This window comes from Cytobacillus sp. BC1816 (assembly GCF_051353635.1).
Taxonomy (GTDB): Bacteria; Bacillota; Bacilli; order Bacillales; family Cytobacillaceae; genus Cytobacillus; species Cytobacillus oceanisediminis_C.
Window position 1 is genome coordinate 2670094 of sequence record NZ_CP195611.1, and the last position, 19092, is coordinate 2689185.

Consider the following 19092-nt stretch of genomic DNA (forward strand, 5'->3'; position numbering starts at 1 on the left):
GCTTCTGCTTTTCGGTTTATTCAGTAACAAGCTGCCCGCTTGCCCGTTTTTCCTTCTTTGCAGTTCTGATTTTCTTGATATCGCGCTTCATCAAGAGTGAGACGATGAAGCCAATGGCAAGCATGGTGCCAAATACATAGAAAGTAATCGTATAGCTTTGCGTATTTTCATATATGCTGGATACGAGCATAGGGCCGACCACTCCGGCGATGGACCAAGAGGTAAGCAGATAACCATGAATCGCGCCAAGCTGTTTGGTTCCAAACAGGTCTCCAATAAAGGCCGGAAGCGATGCAAATCCACCTCCATAGCATGAAACAATGATATAGAGGAATACAGAAAAGATCAATGAGTTTGAAATAAATGGAAGAATGAAGAATGCAGCAACCTGGATCAGGAAGAAGGTCATATATGTATTTCCTCTTCCAAGGTAATCTGATGCGGATGCCCAGCCTATTCTTCCGCCTCCATTAAAGAGGCCCATAATGCCGACAATGCCTGCAGCCGTGATGGCGCTTGCCCCAGTGATTTCCTGGGCCATTGGTGCTGCAACTGAGAGAATCATGATACCTGCAGAAATATTGATAAACATCATGATCCATAGAAGCCAGAAACGCTTGGTTTTAATCGCTTCATTGGCATTCAGCTGTGCCAGATCTGCCTTAACAGGCCGCTCTTCCCTGTTCTCCTCCATTCCTTCAGGTGCCCATCCTTCAGGCGGCTTTGCGATATAAAGCGCTCCCAAAATCATCAGAATAAAATAACTGATTCCCAGGACATAGAAGGTTGTCGGAATCGAAGTTGCGATCATTAATCTGCTTGCAATGGGGCTTGTGATCAGTGCCCCTGCACCGAATCCCATAACTGCCATTCCTGTGGCAAGTCCCCTTCTGTCAGGAAACCACTTAACCAATGTGGAGACAGGTGCAATATAGCCGAAGCCGAGACCCAGTCCCCCAATGACACCGAAGAAAATCAGGAATAGGACATAGTTCTCCAACTGTATGGCAAATCCGGACCCAATAATACCGATTCCAAAGAAGACTGCGGCAATCATGGCTGAAACTCTTGGTCCCCGCTTTTCTACAAACCGGCCAAAAAAGGCTGCCGCAATCCCAAGGATAAAAATCGCAATGGTAAATGCCAGTGAGACGTCGGTTTTTTCCCAGCCAAGCGTTTCTTTTAATGGGTTTTGATAAACGCTGTAAGCATACACCGAACCTATTGATAAATGAATGGCGACAGCTGAAAGGGCAATCAGCCATCTATTCTTGTTCGCCATAACTAACCCCTTTCCTGAATATTGTTTTATTTATTCCCCTAATAAGGAATAAGCTCCATGCTATTTTTTACCTTCCCAAAAAAGCCTGTCTCTAATCCTTTTAGAGACAGGCTTTCCGAAATTTACCCTGATACAAACCCTTTTTTTAATAAATAGATTTCTGTTCTGTAATTATTCAAAGCTTCTTCGAATGGCAGTTCCCCCGCAAATTTTTTCACGATATTGTGGAATGTGACAGAGGAAATGATCTGCATCATATGAAAAAGTTCATCCTCGTCCTGTATATTCAGCCGCTCCTTATTTATCAGATTGCTGATTTTCTTAAAATCCTCATTCAGGTCATTTTCACCGAAGCTTCTCGCCATAACATTTTCGATTCGATGCGTCATATTTAGAAATAAATTCCTCAGAAACTGCAGATTTTCTTTTACCTCCGTAATGATGGTTGTATAAAAGTCGATCATCGCATCAAAAATATCGCCATTATTTTTGCGCAGTGTTTCCAGAAAGTGCTGCTTATAGGAAGAAACATGGCTATTCAATAAGTAGAAAAAGGCATCTTCTTTATCGTCAAAATACTGATAAAAGCTGCCGCGGGGGATTTTGGCATCTTTTATGATATTGGATATAGATGCCTGATAAAGCGGGACGCGGGCAAATTCCTTTTTGGCTGCATGGACTAAGTTTTCCCGTTTGTCTTCAGGCAAATTGAAAAAAGTAATTTTTGGCAAGTCCGGTTCCTCCTTACTGCCAGTCTCTTTTTTCCTCCTTTAAGAATTGGATAAAATAAGGGACTGCCTTTCTGGGATTCTCATTGATTAATGCTTGATATCTCGTTTTAACATGATCAGTAGCCCATTGGCTTTTAGTAATCCGTTCTCTAATGTACTGTGAGCTCAGTTTTTGAATTTCCAGCTGCAGATGTTTCCCTTCTTTAGAAAGGGCAAATCCGAGCGCACCAATTATGGCGTAAATCAGGATGGCTAACGGTGATGTTTTCTCATCCTGAACGGTGAAAAACAAGGTCATGAGATTGATTAATGACAGAATAATCAAGGGTGTTGACCAAAAAATATATCTGGATGCTTTTTTCATAATGGGAGATACTTTTTCTTCAAGCTGCTCCAGTTCTCTTTTTACGAAATTCGGCATATCTGTCCATACTTGCATCTATTTCGTCTCCTTTAAGTTTTTATCCCTTTATTGGCCAGCAGGAATTGCAGGCTTTCAGGCGAAAAAATCATGGCTTCATCATCTTCCAGCTGTTTCAGACCAATCATTTCCTCATGGATGTTTTCCATTTTCCGATCGAGGCGTGAAGCCGTGTCAGCTGCCTCTTTCAGTTCATTCACTATTCTTTGCGGAACTTCTTTATTGTACTTGTAGTAAATCTTGTGCTCGAGGCTCGCCCAGAAGTCCATGGCAATCGTCCTGATTTGAATCTCTACAGGAACCATCTCTTCCCTGTCAGACATAAAAATGGGGAGCTGGATAATCAGATGAAGGCTCTGGTAGCCATTTGGCTTTGGATGCTGAATATAATCCCTGCATTCGAGCACCGTTATATCTTTCTGGCCTTCAAGCATGGCTTTGATTTTATAAATGTCTGATATAAAGGAACATGTAATGCGGACGCCCGCAATATCCCTAATATTTTGCTTAATGGATTCTAAGGAGATCTCCAATTTTTTTCTTTGCAGCTTTTTAAATATACTTTCTGGAGATTTAATTCGTGATTTTACATGCTCGATCGGATTATAGTCATGCACATACTGAAATTCTTCTTTCAGGATATTTATTCTCGTGTTTATTTCTTCCAATGCGAACTTGTGGGACATCATAAAACGCACTAAATCTGTCCTTAGTTCCTTCAATGTAATTTGTTCAGGCGTATTTGTGGCCATATGGACTCCTTTGAATTTTTGCCTTGTTTTTTTGGCGGCATAAAACTGGATGGCTTTTTGCAGATTGCAGCATTTACTCCCTGTTTCTGCAAATTAGAAATAATCATTTGAATTTTGGACAAAGCTTTCACCTCGATGTGACACTGTGTCATCCTTACAATTGAATTGTATATGACATCGTGTCACACGTCAACACAGTATGACATTGTGTCACAAATTTGCCTTTTTTTGATTTATGGGGCTGTTTTAGAATCAAAGGTATTGCCTATTTACATGTCAACGATTAGAGCTGTATAATATATAATTAGTTACTCTCGATAACTATTACTCAAAGTAACTAAATTGGGAGGTTTTTCAGATCGAAACATTTCAGAGGTTTTTTCATCAACTTGTGCTGTTGTATCGCCCATTTGAGAATAGGCTGAACAATGCGTTAAGCAAGCATCAATTATATCGGGCTCAATGGTCCATTATGTATTACTTGAATAATGATGCCTCAGTTACATTGGTGGAGCTTTCACATTACCTTGGCGTTGAAAAACCAACGGTGACAAGGACGATTGCAAAATTGGAGGAAATGGGGTTTTTAGAACCTGTTCCGACTAAAGACAAACGGGAAAAAAGAATGCAGCTGACCGATACTGGCAGGAAGGTTTATCAGGAAGTCCGCGCAGCTATTGATGAATTTGAACAGGAAATTCTAAGAGGAATTTCAGAGGAGGAACAGTTGGAAGGGATTCGTCTTATGAGCGAAATCCGCAAAAATTTAATGCAGGGAGAGTTATAAATTGAATCAGCCTAGACCGAAGCTTTGGACAAAGGATTTTATAATCGTTTCATCCGTTAATTTTTTCTTAACATTGATTTTCTATTTGCTGATGGTAACCATTGCTGTCTTTGCAGTGGATTACTATAGCGCCTCAACTAGCCAGGCCGGGCTTGTAACGGGCATCTTTATTATTGGAACGCTCATTGGCAGGCTATATATCGGGCGAGCCATTGATAACATCGGACGTAAGAAAACACTTTTTATCGGATTGATCTTTTTTACGCTTACGACTCTTTTATATTTCGTCAACATTGGTATTGGTTTCCTGCTGGTTACCAGGTTTATACACGGCATTGCTTTAGGCGTGGCGAGTACGGCGACTGGGACCATCGCTGCACAAATTATTCCGGCAGCACGCAAAGGGGAAGGAATTGGCTACTTCAGCATGAGCACAACTCTGGCCACAGCTGTTGGGCCATTTATTGGTTTATTGATGATGCAAAAAGTTTCTTTCCAAATGATTTTTGTCTTCTGTCTGGCCATTGGCATCATTGCTCTGATAACATCCTTCTTTTTATACGTTCCTGCAATAGAAGCCTCAGGTGTGAAAAAGCAGGGCTTCCAAATTTCCAGCTTTATCGAGCCAAAAGCAGTCCCGATTGCATTCATCACACTGGCAATCGCATTCGGTTATTCCGGGGTCCTCTCTTTTATCAATTTTTTTGCGATAGAAGTCGGCTTAGTCAAGGCCGCGAGCTTTTTCTTTCTCATTTACTCGGCCGCTGTCTTGGTTTCACGGCCATTTACCGGGCGTCTGATGGATCTTAAAGGAGCAAACTATGTTATGTACCCCGCTTTTATTTTATTTGCGGCAGGCATGTTTGTGCTTAGTACAGCGAACAGCAGTTTTACCTTGCTTTTGGCTGGAGCGCTAATTGGGCTGGGCTTTGGTAATATGCAGTCCTGCACCCAGGCAGTGGCCGTCAAGCTGACACCTGCACATCGGATGGGATTGGCGACGTCAACATTTTTTATCTTTCTTGATGCAGGCTTGGGATTTGGTCCCTATTTGCTGGGATTCATTATTCCAATTACAGGATATGGCAAACTCTATGGAATGATGGCAGTCTTTGTTTTATTATCAGCCATTTTGTATTATTTCCTTCATGGGAAGAAAGAAGCTGCCGCCTTAAAAAAATTGAACACATCTGTTTCAGCTTGATTCTAAATCATTTCAAAATATCAAGAGCCATGGACTTTTACCGTCCATGGCTCTTGATATTTTAGTTCTGAAATACTGTAACCGTTTTAGGATTCGTGGTCACTTTAAAGCCCTGCTTACTTGAGACATCCGCATTAATGGTGTAAGTCCCATTTGGAAGATCTGCATCTGGAGTCCACTTCAAGTGAATTTCATGTTCGTTTTCCACACTGATAGTGTCAACGGTTTTTCCTGCTTCATCTTTAATGTTCACTGTCCAGTTTACGCGGTTGTTTGCAAATGCATTGATGCCGGCAGGCGTATTTGCATTCACATTTTTATTAGGATAAACACTGAAGTAGCTCACCAGCATTTCTTCATTAATATAGGAAGGATCCCCCCATACAGCAAAGCTCTGGTTAAATGCATGGTCGACACCCATTACGACAACGCTCTTCGGTTCTTCTTTTACAAGGGCTGAAGTTTTACCAGGTTCGAGCGGCATATACTTCCCGTTATACCAGATGATTGCACCATTATAGCCGCTTCCCCCTTCGTTATCTTCTGATTTAAAGGAAATCTCATATTGGCCGTCCTTTGGCTGTACTTGAATATCCGAGACGATTGGTGCAACTGAGTCTACGTGAACCGGAAGCCTTACTTCCTGAGGTTTGGCATCTTTGTAATCAAGTGTTGTTTTGATTACATATTGATAAGAGCCATCTTTAACGGTATTCCCGTTTTGATCCTTAACGTCCCATAAATAGCCGTTAATCATATAGTCACGGAAGGCCATGATATTTTTGCGGAACTTCCAAGGCTTGCCTGTATATTCACTGAAGTCGCCTAAATAGTTGATCATTTCCCCTTTATCATTCTCCACGTACATTTCTGTCTTTTGTAAATTGCGGAGAGCTGTAAAAGTTGGGAAAACACCTGGCAAAACTGCATTTGGCGAAATCACAATACGATCCATATTAAATGTACCAGTATACGGATCATATCCCATCGGAAACTGTGCTCCTTCATCGTTCCATAGGACTGTATACCCTAAGAAAGCTTCTTTTTCCCAGGCAGCTGGGTCGAGGTTTTGCGGCTTGTCCCATTGTCCAAAGTATCCCATATATGGAACTGTTAGCGGCACAGCGGCATCACTGTTTTCACCTGTTGGTACAAGACGGACATATCCTTCGACAAATGTGCCCTTTTTTAGGCTATCCGGCAATTGAATCTGTACATCCAGACTTTTGTTTTGTCCTGGCTTAACTTTTAATGTTTTTCCTTTTTCATTGGTCACTTTTTCTCCATTTACGATGGCAGAAGCCCCTGACATCCGCTTGCTGGTCATTGTTAAATATTCCTTGGCATCTAATTTGCCATCATTATCCAAGTCATACTCTTTTGTTTCAGTTTCGTCTGTTAAAACATCAACGAACACTTTATATTCCAGTTCTTTCACATCAGCATTCCGAAGTGCTTCGACATTCAGTTTGAAGTGTGCTTTCTCATTAATCTCCTTAAGAGCAACCGCTCCTGCCTGTTCCAAAGGAGCATTTTTATTTGTGACAAGTACAGGTGTTTTGATCGCATTTTGTATTTGCATTAATCCGCTTCCCTGTACGCGTGGTGAGTAAGGGACCTGGCTGTTTGCCCGCGGATCCTGAATGATTTTTGACGTATTCATTAAGGCGATTTTCGCTTTTAATGCCGTTTCTTTGGATTGCGGCAATCCTTTTTCATATAAAGCCTGAAGCAGCAAAGCTGATCCGCCTGCGACATGAGGTGCTGCCATGGAGGTCCCGCTCATTATTTCATATTCATTGCCCGGAACAGTTGAATAAATCCCTCCGCCTGGAGCTGATAACTCAGGCTTGAAGTCAAGTGTGTGCGGCGTTCCAAAAGATGAAAAGTCTGACATGTTATCTTTATCAGCATTATCCAACCAAACACCTTTGCTCATCTGCATCTTCACTGTTTGTCCCTTGGACAGCTGCGAAATTAAAGCATTCCCATCCTTCTTGCTGGTTGTTGCTGCAGGAGTTAAGTACGGGCTAAAAAACAAGAAAGGATAATCAGCTTCGTCATGTGGCGGTACAAGGATAACCGCCTTGGCACCATTTTTTCTGGCTTCAGATTGTACATATGAATATAAACCATATTTCTGATTTGGTTTTGCTACAACTATTTTGCCGGCAACATCTTTTCCGGCAAAATCAGCCGTCTTCCCTTCCCCTACATAGACCATTTCATAGCTTTCTCCTGATGTTAGAATTTTTGATAGCTTGAAGTTTACATGGGTCTGATCCTGGTATGGAAGCTGCAAACCGTTTTCATCAGTAAGTGCATTCATATGCAATTTAGTATTTTCATAGGATGATACGGATAGCGCAAATGGACTTACAGAAGGTTCTCCTACTGTTCCAATATCCGGATTTTCTGCATACGGCTTGGCAGAGGCATCCATAATATTATTATTTGTGCTATAGGATGAGTTGCCTCCAGCTGCTACCACGAGGGTGCCCTGTTCAGTTGCTTCCCGGATTGACTTTTGGATTGGATCATTTTCTTCTCCAACAAAGCCTGCATCTGATCCAAGACTCATGTTAATGACGTCAGCCCCCATTGCCACAGCGTGTTCAATTCCAGCAATAATATCATCTTCATAAGCTCCTCCGCCATTATCAGAAAATACTTTTTCAGCTAATAACTGTACACCCGGAGCAATCCCCTTTACCCCATCGCTTTCTTCATCCCCATTAGCGCCTACAGTACCCGCCACGTGCATACCATGCGGACTTCCATATTGTCCGCGGGGAATGACATCTGTATCTTCATCTGCCCAGTCATATCCTGTCGGTACTTTGTCACTATACCAGACGTCATTAATAGCCGTTTCAGCGAGTTTTGCGTTGATTCCTCCCTCAGACCACTTCTGCTTTTCTTTCCCTTCATCAGTCAATGTCATATCCTGGTGTGTATAGTCCAATCCGGAGTCAACTACAGCAACAAGCAGCCCTTCACCTTCATAGCCATGCGCCTCCCAAACCTTCTGTGCCTGCACTAATTCCTTGCTGGCACCCATGGATGGCTGAAATGTTCTGGCAATATGTACGTTTGTGACACCTGGGAATTCCTGAATTTCTTTTACATTACGAAACTCGGTTTCCAGACTGAAACCATTAAACCCCTCAAAAAAGCGATGCTTCACTTTCTTGAAAGATTTTTTCTTGGAAAGCGCTGATATAACCTCGTCTTGTTTTGCCTTCATTTTACTTTTTTTGCTTTGTTTCGTTTTTTCAGTACCTGCCGGCTGCTCGACCTCAACAATGACACGTAATATTTCATTTGGCTTATATGGTTTCGTTAACCCTTTTTCTGTCAGGTTCTTATATCCCAGCTTGTCCACTGCCTTGGCATCAGCCTGATATTGCTGTTCCAAAAATATTTTCTGCCCCTGCTTAACAATGTCTTCAACACTTGGTGCCTCGATTTGGTCATCCTGAGCTCCTTGTGCCGAGACTGTTCCCCCGAATAGCATTGCTGCTGCCAATGCAGAAGCCAGCACTTTATAGGGTACCCCTTTTTTCAATTTCATTTCTCTCCGCCCTCTCCTCTAGAAAGATTCAATATTTTTTAACTTTTCTTAAAATTAATTGTATTGCCGGCTCTGAGAGAAGTAAATTGGGGGAATCTAAAAGGATGGATCCGTTTAAATTCAGGACTTTATATCCACTTTGAAAGAACTCTTCCTGTTTAAATAGTATAAAAGACAGATTTCCTTATCAATTTTCTATTAACTTTCTCACTTCCTGGTTAAAAAGACTTTTTGAATTACCCCAAATTGAAACCTTTAAAAATCTCTTAGGAATAATTTCCCACGACCTCTTGGAAAAAACAGACATCTGACAATACCTGGATATCTGTTTCTTGCTGATAAGGTATGCTACGATCATATTCAGAACCACAGGGGGGATGCTGTTTTGAAGGAAGGCTTAATTATAAAATATTACCGGGAACGGGCTGGATTGACCCAAACACAGCTGGGCGAAGGGATTTGTTCTGTGACTCATATCAGTAAAATAGAGCGGGGACATACACAATATTCGTCCGAAATCACACATCTGATCTGTAAACGGCTGAACATAGATCTTATAAAAGAGCTTGAAAAGTTTGATATGCTTGAGACTAAACTCCATGAATGGCTGGATGCCATGGTTAAACAGCAAAAAGAAGATATAGAATTAATTAAAGAGGAATTAGCCCAAAATCCTTACCTTCATTTTTCGGAAACAAAATATTTTCATTCAATCCTTTTGGCTCGATACCACCTGATGCAAGGTGAGCAAGAAAAGGGGAAATCGCTTTTAGACAGCTGCCAAAATGCTTGGAACACACTTGATCGTTTTGAACGGAATCTTCTCGAACATACATGGAGCATTTATTTTCTAAACTTACAGAATTGCAAAGAAGCCATTGCCCATTTAAAAAATATTAATCCTAAAGAATATAATAATCATGAATTTTATTTTCACCTCGCAACCTCTTCTCATTTGATGAATGATAAAGTTAAAGCCTATCACTATGGCACTCTTGCACTGTCCTATTTTCGGGAAACCAATAATTTCAAAAGAATTCTTGATACAGAAACCGTTTTACTGATCCAAATGGGCACATACGACCTTTGCCAATTTGAAGAAACTGTCAAGCAGTATCATACATTAATCAAATCCTGCCGGGCTCATAAAGAAGAAGCCAGGGAAATGAACCTTTGGCATAATCTAGCCGTTGAATACTTTGCAAAAGGCTTTTATTCAGAAGCGAGTGAAGTTTACAAAAAGCTATTGGAACAATCCGAGGTTAATCCGAACCCGCCTTTAAAATTAAGCGCAATTAGAGGCTATGTTCATAGCTGCCTTAATCTGGATTATTATAAGAAACAAGATCTCAGACCCTTGCTGGACGATGGCCGCCGGCTAGCTGAACAATTTCAAAATGAAACCTATCAATATGTTTTTTATATGCTCGATATCCTTCTAGAAGATAAAGACATTAATGATTACTATCTCTTTTTAGAAAACACATTCCTTCCCCACCTGCATGAATTAGGGAATAGCACATTAATCACTCTATATGAAAAAGAACTGTTTCATTATTACAGGAAGTCGTCACAGCATGAAAAAGCAAGCGGGCTTGCAGCCAAATACTTTGAACCCGAAATTCATTAAACATGATTGCGTGAGAAAAATCTTCTATATCCCATAGAAGATTTTTCCTTTTGTGCTATTTTTCTACCCTTCCCAATCAGCCTTTTGGATTTATTGCTGTTTACTCACCCCCAAAGGATCTATGTCTTCTGACCCTAAAAATTCCCCCAAAAAGGAAAATCTTAGATAAAAGATAATTAAGTATTTAAGAGACAACCGCCTGGCCTATTCACCTATTATTAATAGATAAGGAGAGGATCACATGCTGGAAGGGGAAATTATTAAATTCTACCGGGAAAAGTCTGGTCTTACACAAGCTATGTTAGGTGAAGGGATTTGTACTCCTACCCATGTAAGCAAAATTGAAAGAGGGAAAACTGCTTATTCACCGGAAATTATTTCACTTTTCTCTGCCGTTTTAAATATTGACATTCAAACGGAGATTGAATACTTCCGGGATCTGGACAAGCGCTTGCAGGATTGGCATAAGGCCATCATCATGTATAGAATAGCCAGGGCTGAGGAAATCAAGAATGAACTGGAAAGCTCCCCATTTATTCAATCTTCTAAATATGCGGCCCATTATCTGCTTTTAAAGGCAAGATATCATTTGCTGCATCAGGAGTTAGAGGAAGCATCCCGGATTATTAAGCAAGTTAGCAATGTGTTTCCTAGCCTCCCCCTTTTTGAGAGAAATTTATTTTACCATGTTCAAGGGATGTATTATATTAATCAAGCAATAAAGCCAGATTGCGCGGATCAGCAAAAGGCACTTCAGGTCTTAAAAAATATCAATATTAATGAATATGGCAATGAAGAATACTTTTATCACCTGGCAATCGCCTATCATTATATTGATTCAAAAATCATGGCTTACATGTTTGCAGAAAAATCCTTACAGCACTTCAAAAACACGAACAACTACACCATGGCGATAAAAGCGGAATCCATTATCCTCCTGCAGATCAGCAGTGATATCTTAACCGACATGGATAAACTGGCAGAACGTTATCATCATTTAATCTGGGACTGCGAACGAATTGGATTTCATGACTATAAAGGGCTGCTTTACAATAATTTAGGATTTGAGTATTTTAATAGGGAACAATATGCTAAGGCAAAGGAATGCTATAAACAGGCTTTGCGTTTAGCTGACAGGAATACAATCATTTATCTTCAGCGATTATACTCGTACCTTAATTCCTGTATAGAAGGCAAATTATCCGGCAAAACAGCTCTCCTTAAAAAAGCATGCGAAGGAATTCAGGTTTCAAAGGAGCTTAAAAGCACTTTATACTTATCGTTATTTAAACTTTCTAAGTATCAGCTTTTTCATCAGCGTGAGAAATATTTTAAGTATTTGGAAGAAAAGGCTTTCCCTGAATTTGTTAAAATTAAACATATGATTCTTATGCGCAGGTTTGGCAAAAAGCTGTATGAATATTACATCGAGACAGGTAATCATGAAAAAGCCATTCATCTGAACAGTCAGCTTGAAGGCAATGAATTAATTAATGTGTAAAAAAATCCCTTGAATTTTCTTTCAAGGGATTTTCCGTCCATTTTCTATTTTACTGTTCCTTCAGCCTGTTCTGCATTGAATTTCCATTCCACCTGCAGCGCATCTCCCTGGAATTCGTTTTGATCCCCTCCGTTATCCACAAATTCGAACAGCACAATAATTTTATCGGTTTCCCCAGGGGCCAGGCCATCCGGAACTGTTCCCCCGCCTACAAAGTTATCAATGGCTGTTAAATCCGGAGTTTGTGATTGCAGTTCATGCAAAGTAGTTTCTGCAACCTGTACGGTTGCGTTAGCCTGATTATATAGGATGGTGACTTTTATGTGCTTTCCGAAATCATCTGCATTTGCAGCTCCATTTAACTTTGCATCCTCCACCTGGTAGTTTGTATGCAGCAAGATCTTAGAGATATCTAGAGTGCCGCTATTTGTGATGGTAAACTCACGTGAAACTTCATCACCTGGTTTTAAATCCCCAATATTGACAATTGTTTCAGGGTTTACCGCCAAATCCAGGGTACCTGCTGCAAACGTGTTATTCGTAACCTCCGTATCGCTGAAGTAAGCGTATGTACCCCCACCCATTAATGAAAAACCTAAAGCAGCTGTCAAAAGCCCTTTACTTACCTTTTTTGCAAATCCCATGTGTTACTTCCTCCTTTGGATACTATAAATTTATTTAACTCTTATTTACCTGTGGCAGATAAGAGGCATAACCGACGTATTAAGCGTTTTTAGTTTCGTATTCTTTAAGAGCCAGAAAAATAGTCCTCGCAGCAGAGAGCATCAGAAGCAGTCCCGGGATAAACAACAGGAGTGCGGACCCTTCTTTGGATGCTGCAAACTCAGCCGCATAACCTGCATATGGGATGGTAAAACCCACATATTTGCCTGTTATATTTTCAGGCTGCACATATTCCATATCCGGAGCGTCATTGTTGTCGCCTTTCGTTTGATATAAAACCCCGGCTTTCGTTTTCTTCACTTCGATAATTCTATGGGTAATTAATTTATCTCCTGATTTAAATGTAATAATATCTTCCGTTTTTAAATTTCTGTCCGGCTGTTTCACTACAATAATGGATCCTGTCATGAAAGTCGGTTCCATGGATCCCGATAAAACAGCTTTTGCCTGATACCCTATAAGGGACGGTTCTCCTCCGGATGCTTTTGAGGATATCACCCAAATAGCAAGCAGGCACAGGAGCATCAATCCTGCTGCACTGATACATTTACTCAGTATTTTCATGGCTTTCTTCATTGGCTATTTCCTCCTCTGCATCCTTCTGTGAATTGTCCATGCTGACATTCTGTTCTTCCACTGGATTCGCTTGTTCCTCAACAGGCTTTTTGTGTTCAATTATCTGATTTTCCTGCTCCCTGATAGGCATTTCTATTTTTTCATCCGTTTCCAATTCTTTTGTCCTTATGCCCTCTCCCTGCTGCTTCTTCTTTTGCTCCTGCAATTTTTGATAAAAAAGCTGTTCCAGGTCCTGAAGGGTAAGAGAATCATTCATTCGCAGAAGGAGCTTGTCTACTTTAAGAAAACCTTTACTTACAAACTCATATCCTTCCTTTTTTTCTGCTTTTAGATGCAGTTTTTCCAGTTCTGCTCTTATTCTATGAAGTTCCTCTAAGCTGGCTGTTATCTGTTCTTTTTTTCTCAAAAATTCGGATGACGGATCTGCGTTCCCATTTAACAGTCCGTTCTTCACAAATGTTTCTAAACCTGCATGCTCTTTTACTAGTTGTTCACTTCTTATCCTGGCTTTCTCCTCAAGCCCGTGAATATAGGATGGGAAAACAAAAGCAGTGGAGATTATAATAGGCTTTGCCTCTGCCTGGCTTGTAAAGGCAGCTTCTGTTTTCCCGACAAGCTGAGTGCCCGTATAAAAACTCAGGCAGCAAAGACACGGCAAAATGAGTTTATTCAATCCCTTCTTCATCCCCCGTTCTCCTCTCGAAAAGGTGTCCGTGGAACAAGCATACGAGAGGTCATGCGCAAAGTAAATTGGGTTATTTTGCGGTATTCCGAAGCAAAATACATGCTATTTTGATTTCCGAATTCATGAATGGCAGGCATATCGCAGATCCCTATAACCCAATTGACCATTTGTGTAATTTTCAGAATAATTGACCTTGAAATACCATTCCAAACTAAGAGGTGATCAGTTTGAAAAGAAAGCAGCTAAAAAAGAGAGTCCTCCCTGCAGTTCTGGCAGCTTCGTTTGCCATTTCGGGACTATCACTGCCTGCCAAAAATGTGCTGGCAAATGAAGAAATCGTTAAGTATCATCAGGAATTAAAGACGCCTTCCTACATAATTGGGACCTGGCAAGCTCCTGAAGGACTGAGCAAGGAAGAAGCTGTATATGCGTTCCTACAATCAAAGGCGAACTTATTCAAAAATGCCGGCTACGAGGCCAAGGATCAATTCAAAATCATTGATCAATTTAATGATAAGGAAACAAACACACACCATTTCAGAACTGTAGAGCAATATAACGGTATTCCTGTATACGGTTCACAGCAGACCATTGCTTTGGACGACAAGAACAATGTGACAGCCTTCTTTGGCAAAGTTACACCAAATCTGGCACGTTCCATTATTCCTACAGATGCGAAACTGGGCGAAGATGAAGCATTAGAAAAGGTAAAGGACAGCATTGAAGATAAAATTGGAGAAGTGAAGAGCTATGATGGTATAGATGGAGAACTTGTTATTTATCCGCATAATGGGCAAAAGCATCTGGCTTATTATGTAACAGCTTCCACTTCAGCGCCGGCCCCGGGTTATTGGCATTATTTTGTAGATGCCGCAACTGGAAACATCATTCATAGCTATAATTCCATCGCGGAACTGACACCATCTTCACCTGAACAGCCTGAGGCACAGCAGACTGATTCTTTCCAGCCTGCACCGAAAGCACTTCCGACAGTTTCAGAACCTGTCCAAGCAAGAGGTATGGATATTTTCGGGACACTTCAATCATTCCAGGCAGTTAAAGACCCGGAAACAGGAACGCACTATTTATTCGATGGGACAAGATCTGAAGGTGTCCATACATTTAAAGCGAACCGCATGCCTGAAAACGCGTTTATAATCCTTTCAGCTCTGCTTGGAATGACCGGATTCGAGGTGGAGAGCAGAAACAACTTCTTCTATGATCCTTCTGCGGTGTCTGCCCATGTGAACGCAGGAAAAGTTTATGACTATTATAATAAGGTTCACGGCCGGGATTCCCTTGATGGCGAAGGGATGAAATTAGTCTCAACTGTCCATATCGGTTCGAAGTGGAATAATGCTGCATGGAATGGCAAGCAGATGCTATACGGAGATGGAGACGGAACCAGGATGATTTCCCTGTCCGGCGGCCTGGATGTAATCGGACATGAAATGACACATGGAGTGATCACCAATACAGCCGATTTAATTTATGAAAATGAATCCGGTGCGATCAATGAATCCATTGCTGATATTTTAGGGGCTTTCGCTGAAAATAAAACAGGCGAAGATCTTTGGTTATTAGGAGAAGATATTTGGACGCCAAATACACCAGGCGACGGTCTTCGTTCGATGAGTGACCCGGCTTCTGTCTATATTGGAGGCTATACAGAATCAGGCTACTACCCTGATCACTACAGCAAACGTTATGTGGGGGAGCTTGATAAAGGCGGTGTCCATATCAACAGCAGCATCAACAACAAAGCTGCCCACCTGATCACAGATGGAGGCACTCATTACGGTGTTTCGGTAACAGGCATTGGAAAAACGAAAGCCGAGAAGATTTTCTATAGAGCACTTACCCATTACCTGGCAGCAAGCTCCGACTTCAGCCAAATGCGCCAGGCTGCCATCCAGGCAGCAAAAGACCTGCATCCTGATCAAAACGGACAGCCTTCAGCTGAGGTAAAGGCTGTCATTGCCGCATATGATGCGGTTGGTGTTAACTAAGTTTATCCTTTAAAACAAAAAGAAACTCGCCACGCTGCGGCGAGTTTTTTAATGTATTTTTTTCCTCCTCATAGCTGAAAGAATGCCTAAAATTACGGTTATGATATGGGATAAAAAAAAGGTATAAACATTAAAGTAAAGACTATTTGTGTATTGATTGAACCAGCCAAAACGGTAAATTCTTGATTCCGGGTTATCCGGTGTCCCTCCAAGAGCAGTGATCAGCTCACCTGTGTAATCGTTCATTTCAATCATCAGCAAAACACAGCAGGCAAGTGAAAAAACTAAAATTGCTATAGTCATTTTACTATCTTTTACAATCTTTGCTTTTACCAGCTTAAAAGTATAGACCCAACTGGAAATAAAGACAGGTGTAAAAAGAAGGATTACGAGGATGCCTAAATTTCCATTGCCGGAAATCACTTGCGGCTTTACCGTAAAAAGGTGTTCTATCAGGTAAAAACCAAAGAATGAAAACAGGAAGCACAGAACCCAAAAGATAAGTTTTTTATTCAAGAGCAGTCCCCTTTTCGTGATTTGCCTAAGTCTAATCAGCCCTATTTTATTAGCTCCGCACCTTTCAAGTCGGCATCTACCTCAAACTCTCAGCCAGCAGGTAAAGCCCTGTGAAAATCAATATAATGTATGTAAAAACCTTGAAAAAACGCTGATTAATTTTAGCAAATAAAATTTGCCCCAGGTATAGACCCAGCAGCACCAGCGGCAAAGCATACAGGCTTGAAAGCCAAATCGTCTTATTGGTCCCTGCAAAGATTACCTGAAATACCAGACTGGCCGAGTAGATAAACAAGTAATAAGCCAAAGTAGTTCCCCTAAGCCGCTCTTTTTGGGTATCAGTTCCTGAAAAATATAACAGGAGCGGTGGGCCGGGCATGCCAATGCTGGATGTCATTATTCCTGACAAGCCGCCTACTGAATAATCCCTGCGGCTTGTTTCTTTCACACGGAAATTCGCCATCAAAAGCATCGTTAAAAGCAAAATAATGAAACTGACAGCTAACTTCAGCCAGGAAATGTCCAAAAATAAAAAAATAGCTATACCGATCGGCAGCCCGGCTGCACTTCCAATTGCAAATCTTTTCAAAACACCAAAGTCTGTATCCTTCTTGATTTTAGAAAATAATGCTGCTGAAATCAATAAAGATAAAATTAGATTAATTTGAATAGCTTCTCTAGGTTCAAAAAGAAGCAGCAAAAACGGTGTGGCCAGGATTGAGAAACCAAAGCCCGTGCTTGTCTGTAAAATGGACGCAATTAAAATAATAAGGATGAAAAGAAAGATTTCCATGCACAAAACCTGCTTTTTACCCTATTTTAACACAGCGCGGAAACAATCTGGCACACCTTGAGCTTTTCCTATACAATAATGGAAGGAATATGCAAAAGTGTGGTGAATTGATTGTTTAAAGTGCTTTTAATTGAGGATGATGCCTCCCTGTTTACAGAAATCAAAGACCGGCTCTCCCAATGGTCTTATGAAGTCCATGGAATTCAGGACTTCAGTGGAGTCATGAAGGAGTTTGCCGGCATACAGCCTGATTTGGTCATTATCGATATCCAGCTTCCGAAATTCGACGGGTTTCATTGGTGCCGGATGATTCGTTCACATTCGAATGTGCCGATTATTTTCCTGTCATCCCGGGATCACCCAACCGATATGGTCATGTCCATGCAGCTTGGGGCTGACGATTTTGTCCAAAAGCCCTTCCACTTCGAAGTCCTGATCGCCAAAATACAGGCAATTCTCAGACGTGTCTATAACTATAGTGCCATTCAGAATAACTTCAAGACCTGGTGCGGTGCGGCGGTTGATTTCGAAAAGAATACCGTTACTAATGAGAGCGGCTGCATTGAATTAACGAAAAATGAAATTTACATATTAAAGCTTCTGATTGAAAGAAAAAATCAAATTGTCAGCAGGGATGATATCATTAATAGCCTATGGGATGATAAACGATTCATTAGTGACAATACTCTAACGGTCAATATTAATAGACTAAGGAAGAAGCTTGATGAAATCGGGCTTGGCGCCAGAATCGAAACAAAGGTCGGCCAGGGATATATGGCAATTGAAGAGGACGCCTCACATGTTTAGGAATTATATCAGGGAAAGGTTAAGCTGGATCCTGCTGTACGCTTTCCTTCAGGTGCTTGCTGCCTTTGTAGTATATATCGACTCAGCCATATCCCTTAAGCCCTTCCTATATTACACTTTTTTATCTGCAATTATTTTCACAGGGTTCATCTTTCTCCGTTATCAAAAAGAAACACGATTTTACAGAGAAGTAGCAGAGAGGGAAGATAATTTAGATATATCGAGCATACCAGAGTCTGACAGCCCTTTTGAAAAAATAATAGAGTCGGGCCTGGTTAGCCAAACTGAACGGTTTAAACAGGAGTTCAGCCGGAACTGGACACTTCTCGAGCAGGAAAAGGATGAACTGCTGTCCTGGATTCATGAAGTAAAAACACCCTTAACTGCCATGCATCTCATGATAGACCGGATTGGGGAACAAACTCTTAAATCCGCCCTGACGTATGAATGGATGCGCATCCACCTTCTTCTTGATCAGCAGCTGCATCAAAAGCGGATTCCTTCTATGGAAAATGACTTGTATATTGAAATGATTCATCTTGAAGACATTCTATTCAGTGAAATCAAATCTCTGCAGTCCTGGTGCATGCAAAAAGGCATTGGCTTTGAAATGGAATTGGTAGAAACAGAAGCTCTGAGCGACGCAAAGTGGTTCAGTTTTATCATGCGCCAGCTTTTAACCAATGCTGTGAAGTATAGTGAGGAATCAGATATTTGGATTTCGAGTTCCCAACTTGACGGTAAAATATCCTTGAGGATCCAGGATTTTGGCAGAGGCATCGATCAGAGGGATTTGCCGCGAATCTTTGAGAAAGGGTTCACATCTACTGCAAATCACCATGAAAACGCAGCAACAGGCATGGGGTTGTATTTAGCCAAAAAAGCCGCAGACCAGCTAAAAATAAAAATCCATGTGGAGTCTTGTTTAGGCAAAGGCACAATCGTGACACTTACCTTCCCTACACGAAATGATTTCGTCAGCATAACAGGCATGTGACAAAAATGTCACATGCTTTTGCTGTTTGTTCGTTCAATCGAAGGAATTACATAAACGTAAACTTCTATAATAAGGTGAAACTTCAATCAGTGGTGGTTTCTTTTCCCCACTGATTGTCAGTTGAACCAGTCGGGCCTTTACGG

The 19092-nt window shown here is 41.1% G+C and carries 17 protein-coding genes; 7 read left to right on the forward strand and 10 right to left on the reverse strand.

Translation table 11 applies throughout. From position 1 onward, the window contains the following. Positions 1-16: 16 nt before the first annotated feature. The 4 genes from ACR42H_RS13725 to ACR42H_RS13740 all read right to left on the reverse strand — a co-directional run bounded on the left by ACR42H_RS13725 (position 17) and on the right by ACR42H_RS13740 (position 3186). Entirely contained in the window at positions 17-1282 is a 1266-nt protein-coding gene (locus ACR42H_RS13725) for an L-lactate MFS transporter (protein WP_436376788.1), read from the reverse strand. A 122-nt stretch (positions 1283-1404) separates the two neighbouring features. After that, positions 1405-2013: a TetR/AcrR family transcriptional regulator gene (locus tag ACR42H_RS13730; protein ID WP_113881112.1), complete on the reverse strand. Its 609-nt coding sequence runs from the start codon at positions 2011-2013 to the stop codon at positions 1405-1407. Positions 2014-2026: 13 nt separating this feature from the next. Next, positions 2027-2452, reverse strand: a complete 426-nt coding sequence (locus ACR42H_RS13735) for a DUF5392 family protein (RefSeq protein ID WP_113881113.1) — start codon at positions 2450-2452, stop codon at positions 2027-2029. 14 nt (positions 2453-2466) lie between these two features. Next, complete coding sequence (locus tag ACR42H_RS13740) at positions 2467-3186, reverse strand: GTP pyrophosphokinase (protein ID WP_436371190.1); 720 nt, start codon at positions 3184-3186, stop codon at positions 2467-2469. Between the two features lie 391 nt (positions 3187-3577). On the opposite strand from ACR42H_RS13740, the gene ACR42H_RS13745 reads away from it, so the two are divergent. Together ACR42H_RS13745 and ACR42H_RS13750 are read left to right on the forward strand one after the other, a co-directional pair. Beyond that, positions 3578-3973, forward strand: coding sequence for a MarR family winged helix-turn-helix transcriptional regulator (locus ACR42H_RS13745; protein ID WP_113881115.1), 396 nt, complete (start codon positions 3578-3580; stop codon positions 3971-3973). A 1-nt stretch (position 3974) separates the two neighbouring features. Beyond that, positions 3975-5177, forward strand: a complete 1203-nt coding sequence (locus ACR42H_RS13750) for an MFS transporter (RefSeq protein WP_113881116.1) — start codon at positions 3975-3977, stop codon at positions 5175-5177. Between the two features lie 61 nt (positions 5178-5238). On the opposite strand, the gene ACR42H_RS13755 is transcribed toward ACR42H_RS13750, so the two are convergent. Then, positions 5239-8751, reverse strand: a complete 3513-nt coding sequence (locus ACR42H_RS13755; protein ID WP_436371193.1) for a S8 family serine peptidase — start codon at positions 8749-8751, stop codon at positions 5239-5241. A 385-nt stretch (positions 8752-9136) separates the two neighbouring features. Between ACR42H_RS13755 and ACR42H_RS13760 the strand changes: the two genes are divergently transcribed. Next, positions 9137-10381, forward strand: coding sequence for a helix-turn-helix domain-containing protein (locus ACR42H_RS13760; protein WP_436371195.1), 1245 nt, complete (start codon positions 9137-9139; stop codon positions 10379-10381). Between the two features lie 241 nt (positions 10382-10622). Beyond that, the gene (locus tag ACR42H_RS13765; RefSeq protein ID WP_113881119.1) at positions 10623-11882 is read left to right on the forward strand and encodes a helix-turn-helix domain-containing protein; all 1260 of its coding nucleotides are present in this window, start codon (positions 10623-10625) and stop codon (positions 11880-11882) included. Between the two features lie 44 nt (positions 11883-11926). Here the strand turns inward: ACR42H_RS13765 and ACR42H_RS13770 are convergent, their stop codons facing one another. The 3 genes from ACR42H_RS13770 to ACR42H_RS13780 all read right to left on the reverse strand — a co-directional run bounded on the left by ACR42H_RS13770 (position 11927) and on the right by ACR42H_RS13780 (position 13827). Then, positions 11927-12526 (reverse strand): TasA family protein, encoded by a 600-nt coding sequence (locus tag ACR42H_RS13770; protein WP_436371197.1) that lies wholly within the window; start codon positions 12524-12526, stop codon positions 11927-11929. Positions 12527-12605: 79 nt separating this feature from the next. Further along, positions 12606-13142, reverse strand: coding sequence for a signal peptidase I SipW (sipW, locus tag ACR42H_RS13775; protein ID WP_113881121.1), 537 nt, complete (start codon positions 13140-13142; stop codon positions 12606-12608). Continuing rightward, the gene (locus ACR42H_RS13780) at positions 13114-13827 is read right to left on the reverse strand and encodes a DUF4047 domain-containing protein (RefSeq protein WP_436371200.1); all 714 of its coding nucleotides are present in this window, start codon (positions 13825-13827) and stop codon (positions 13114-13116) included. The genes sipW and ACR42H_RS13780 overlap by 29 nt, the downstream gene beginning before the upstream one ends. 227 nt (positions 13828-14054) lie before the next feature. Between ACR42H_RS13780 and ACR42H_RS13785 the strand changes: the two genes are divergently transcribed. Continuing rightward, a complete protein-coding gene (locus tag ACR42H_RS13785) occupies positions 14055-15836 on the forward strand; it encodes a M4 family metallopeptidase (protein ID WP_436371202.1) in 1782 nt (593 codons plus the stop codon). A 48-nt stretch (positions 15837-15884) separates the two neighbouring features. On the opposite strand, the gene ACR42H_RS13790 is transcribed toward ACR42H_RS13785, so the two are convergent. Next, a complete protein-coding gene (locus tag ACR42H_RS13790) occupies positions 15885-16352 on the reverse strand; it encodes a hypothetical protein (protein WP_436371204.1) in 468 nt (155 codons plus the stop codon). 76 nt (positions 16353-16428) lie between these two features. Next, complete coding sequence (locus ACR42H_RS13795; RefSeq protein WP_436371206.1) at positions 16429-17145, reverse strand: sulfite exporter TauE/SafE family protein; 717 nt, start codon at positions 17143-17145, stop codon at positions 16429-16431. A gap of 111 nt (positions 17146-17256) precedes the next feature. Here ACR42H_RS13795 and ACR42H_RS13800 point away from each other — a divergent pair, with 111 nt between their 5' ends. Then, the gene (locus ACR42H_RS13800; RefSeq protein WP_436371208.1) at positions 17257-17952 is read left to right on the forward strand and encodes a response regulator transcription factor; all 696 of its coding nucleotides are present in this window, start codon (positions 17257-17259) and stop codon (positions 17950-17952) included. Further along, a complete protein-coding gene (locus tag ACR42H_RS13805; RefSeq protein ID WP_436371210.1) occupies positions 17945-18949 on the forward strand; it encodes a sensor histidine kinase in 1005 nt (334 codons plus the stop codon). The genes ACR42H_RS13800 and ACR42H_RS13805 overlap by 8 nt, the downstream gene beginning before the upstream one ends. Positions 18950-19092 lie beyond the last annotated feature (143 nt).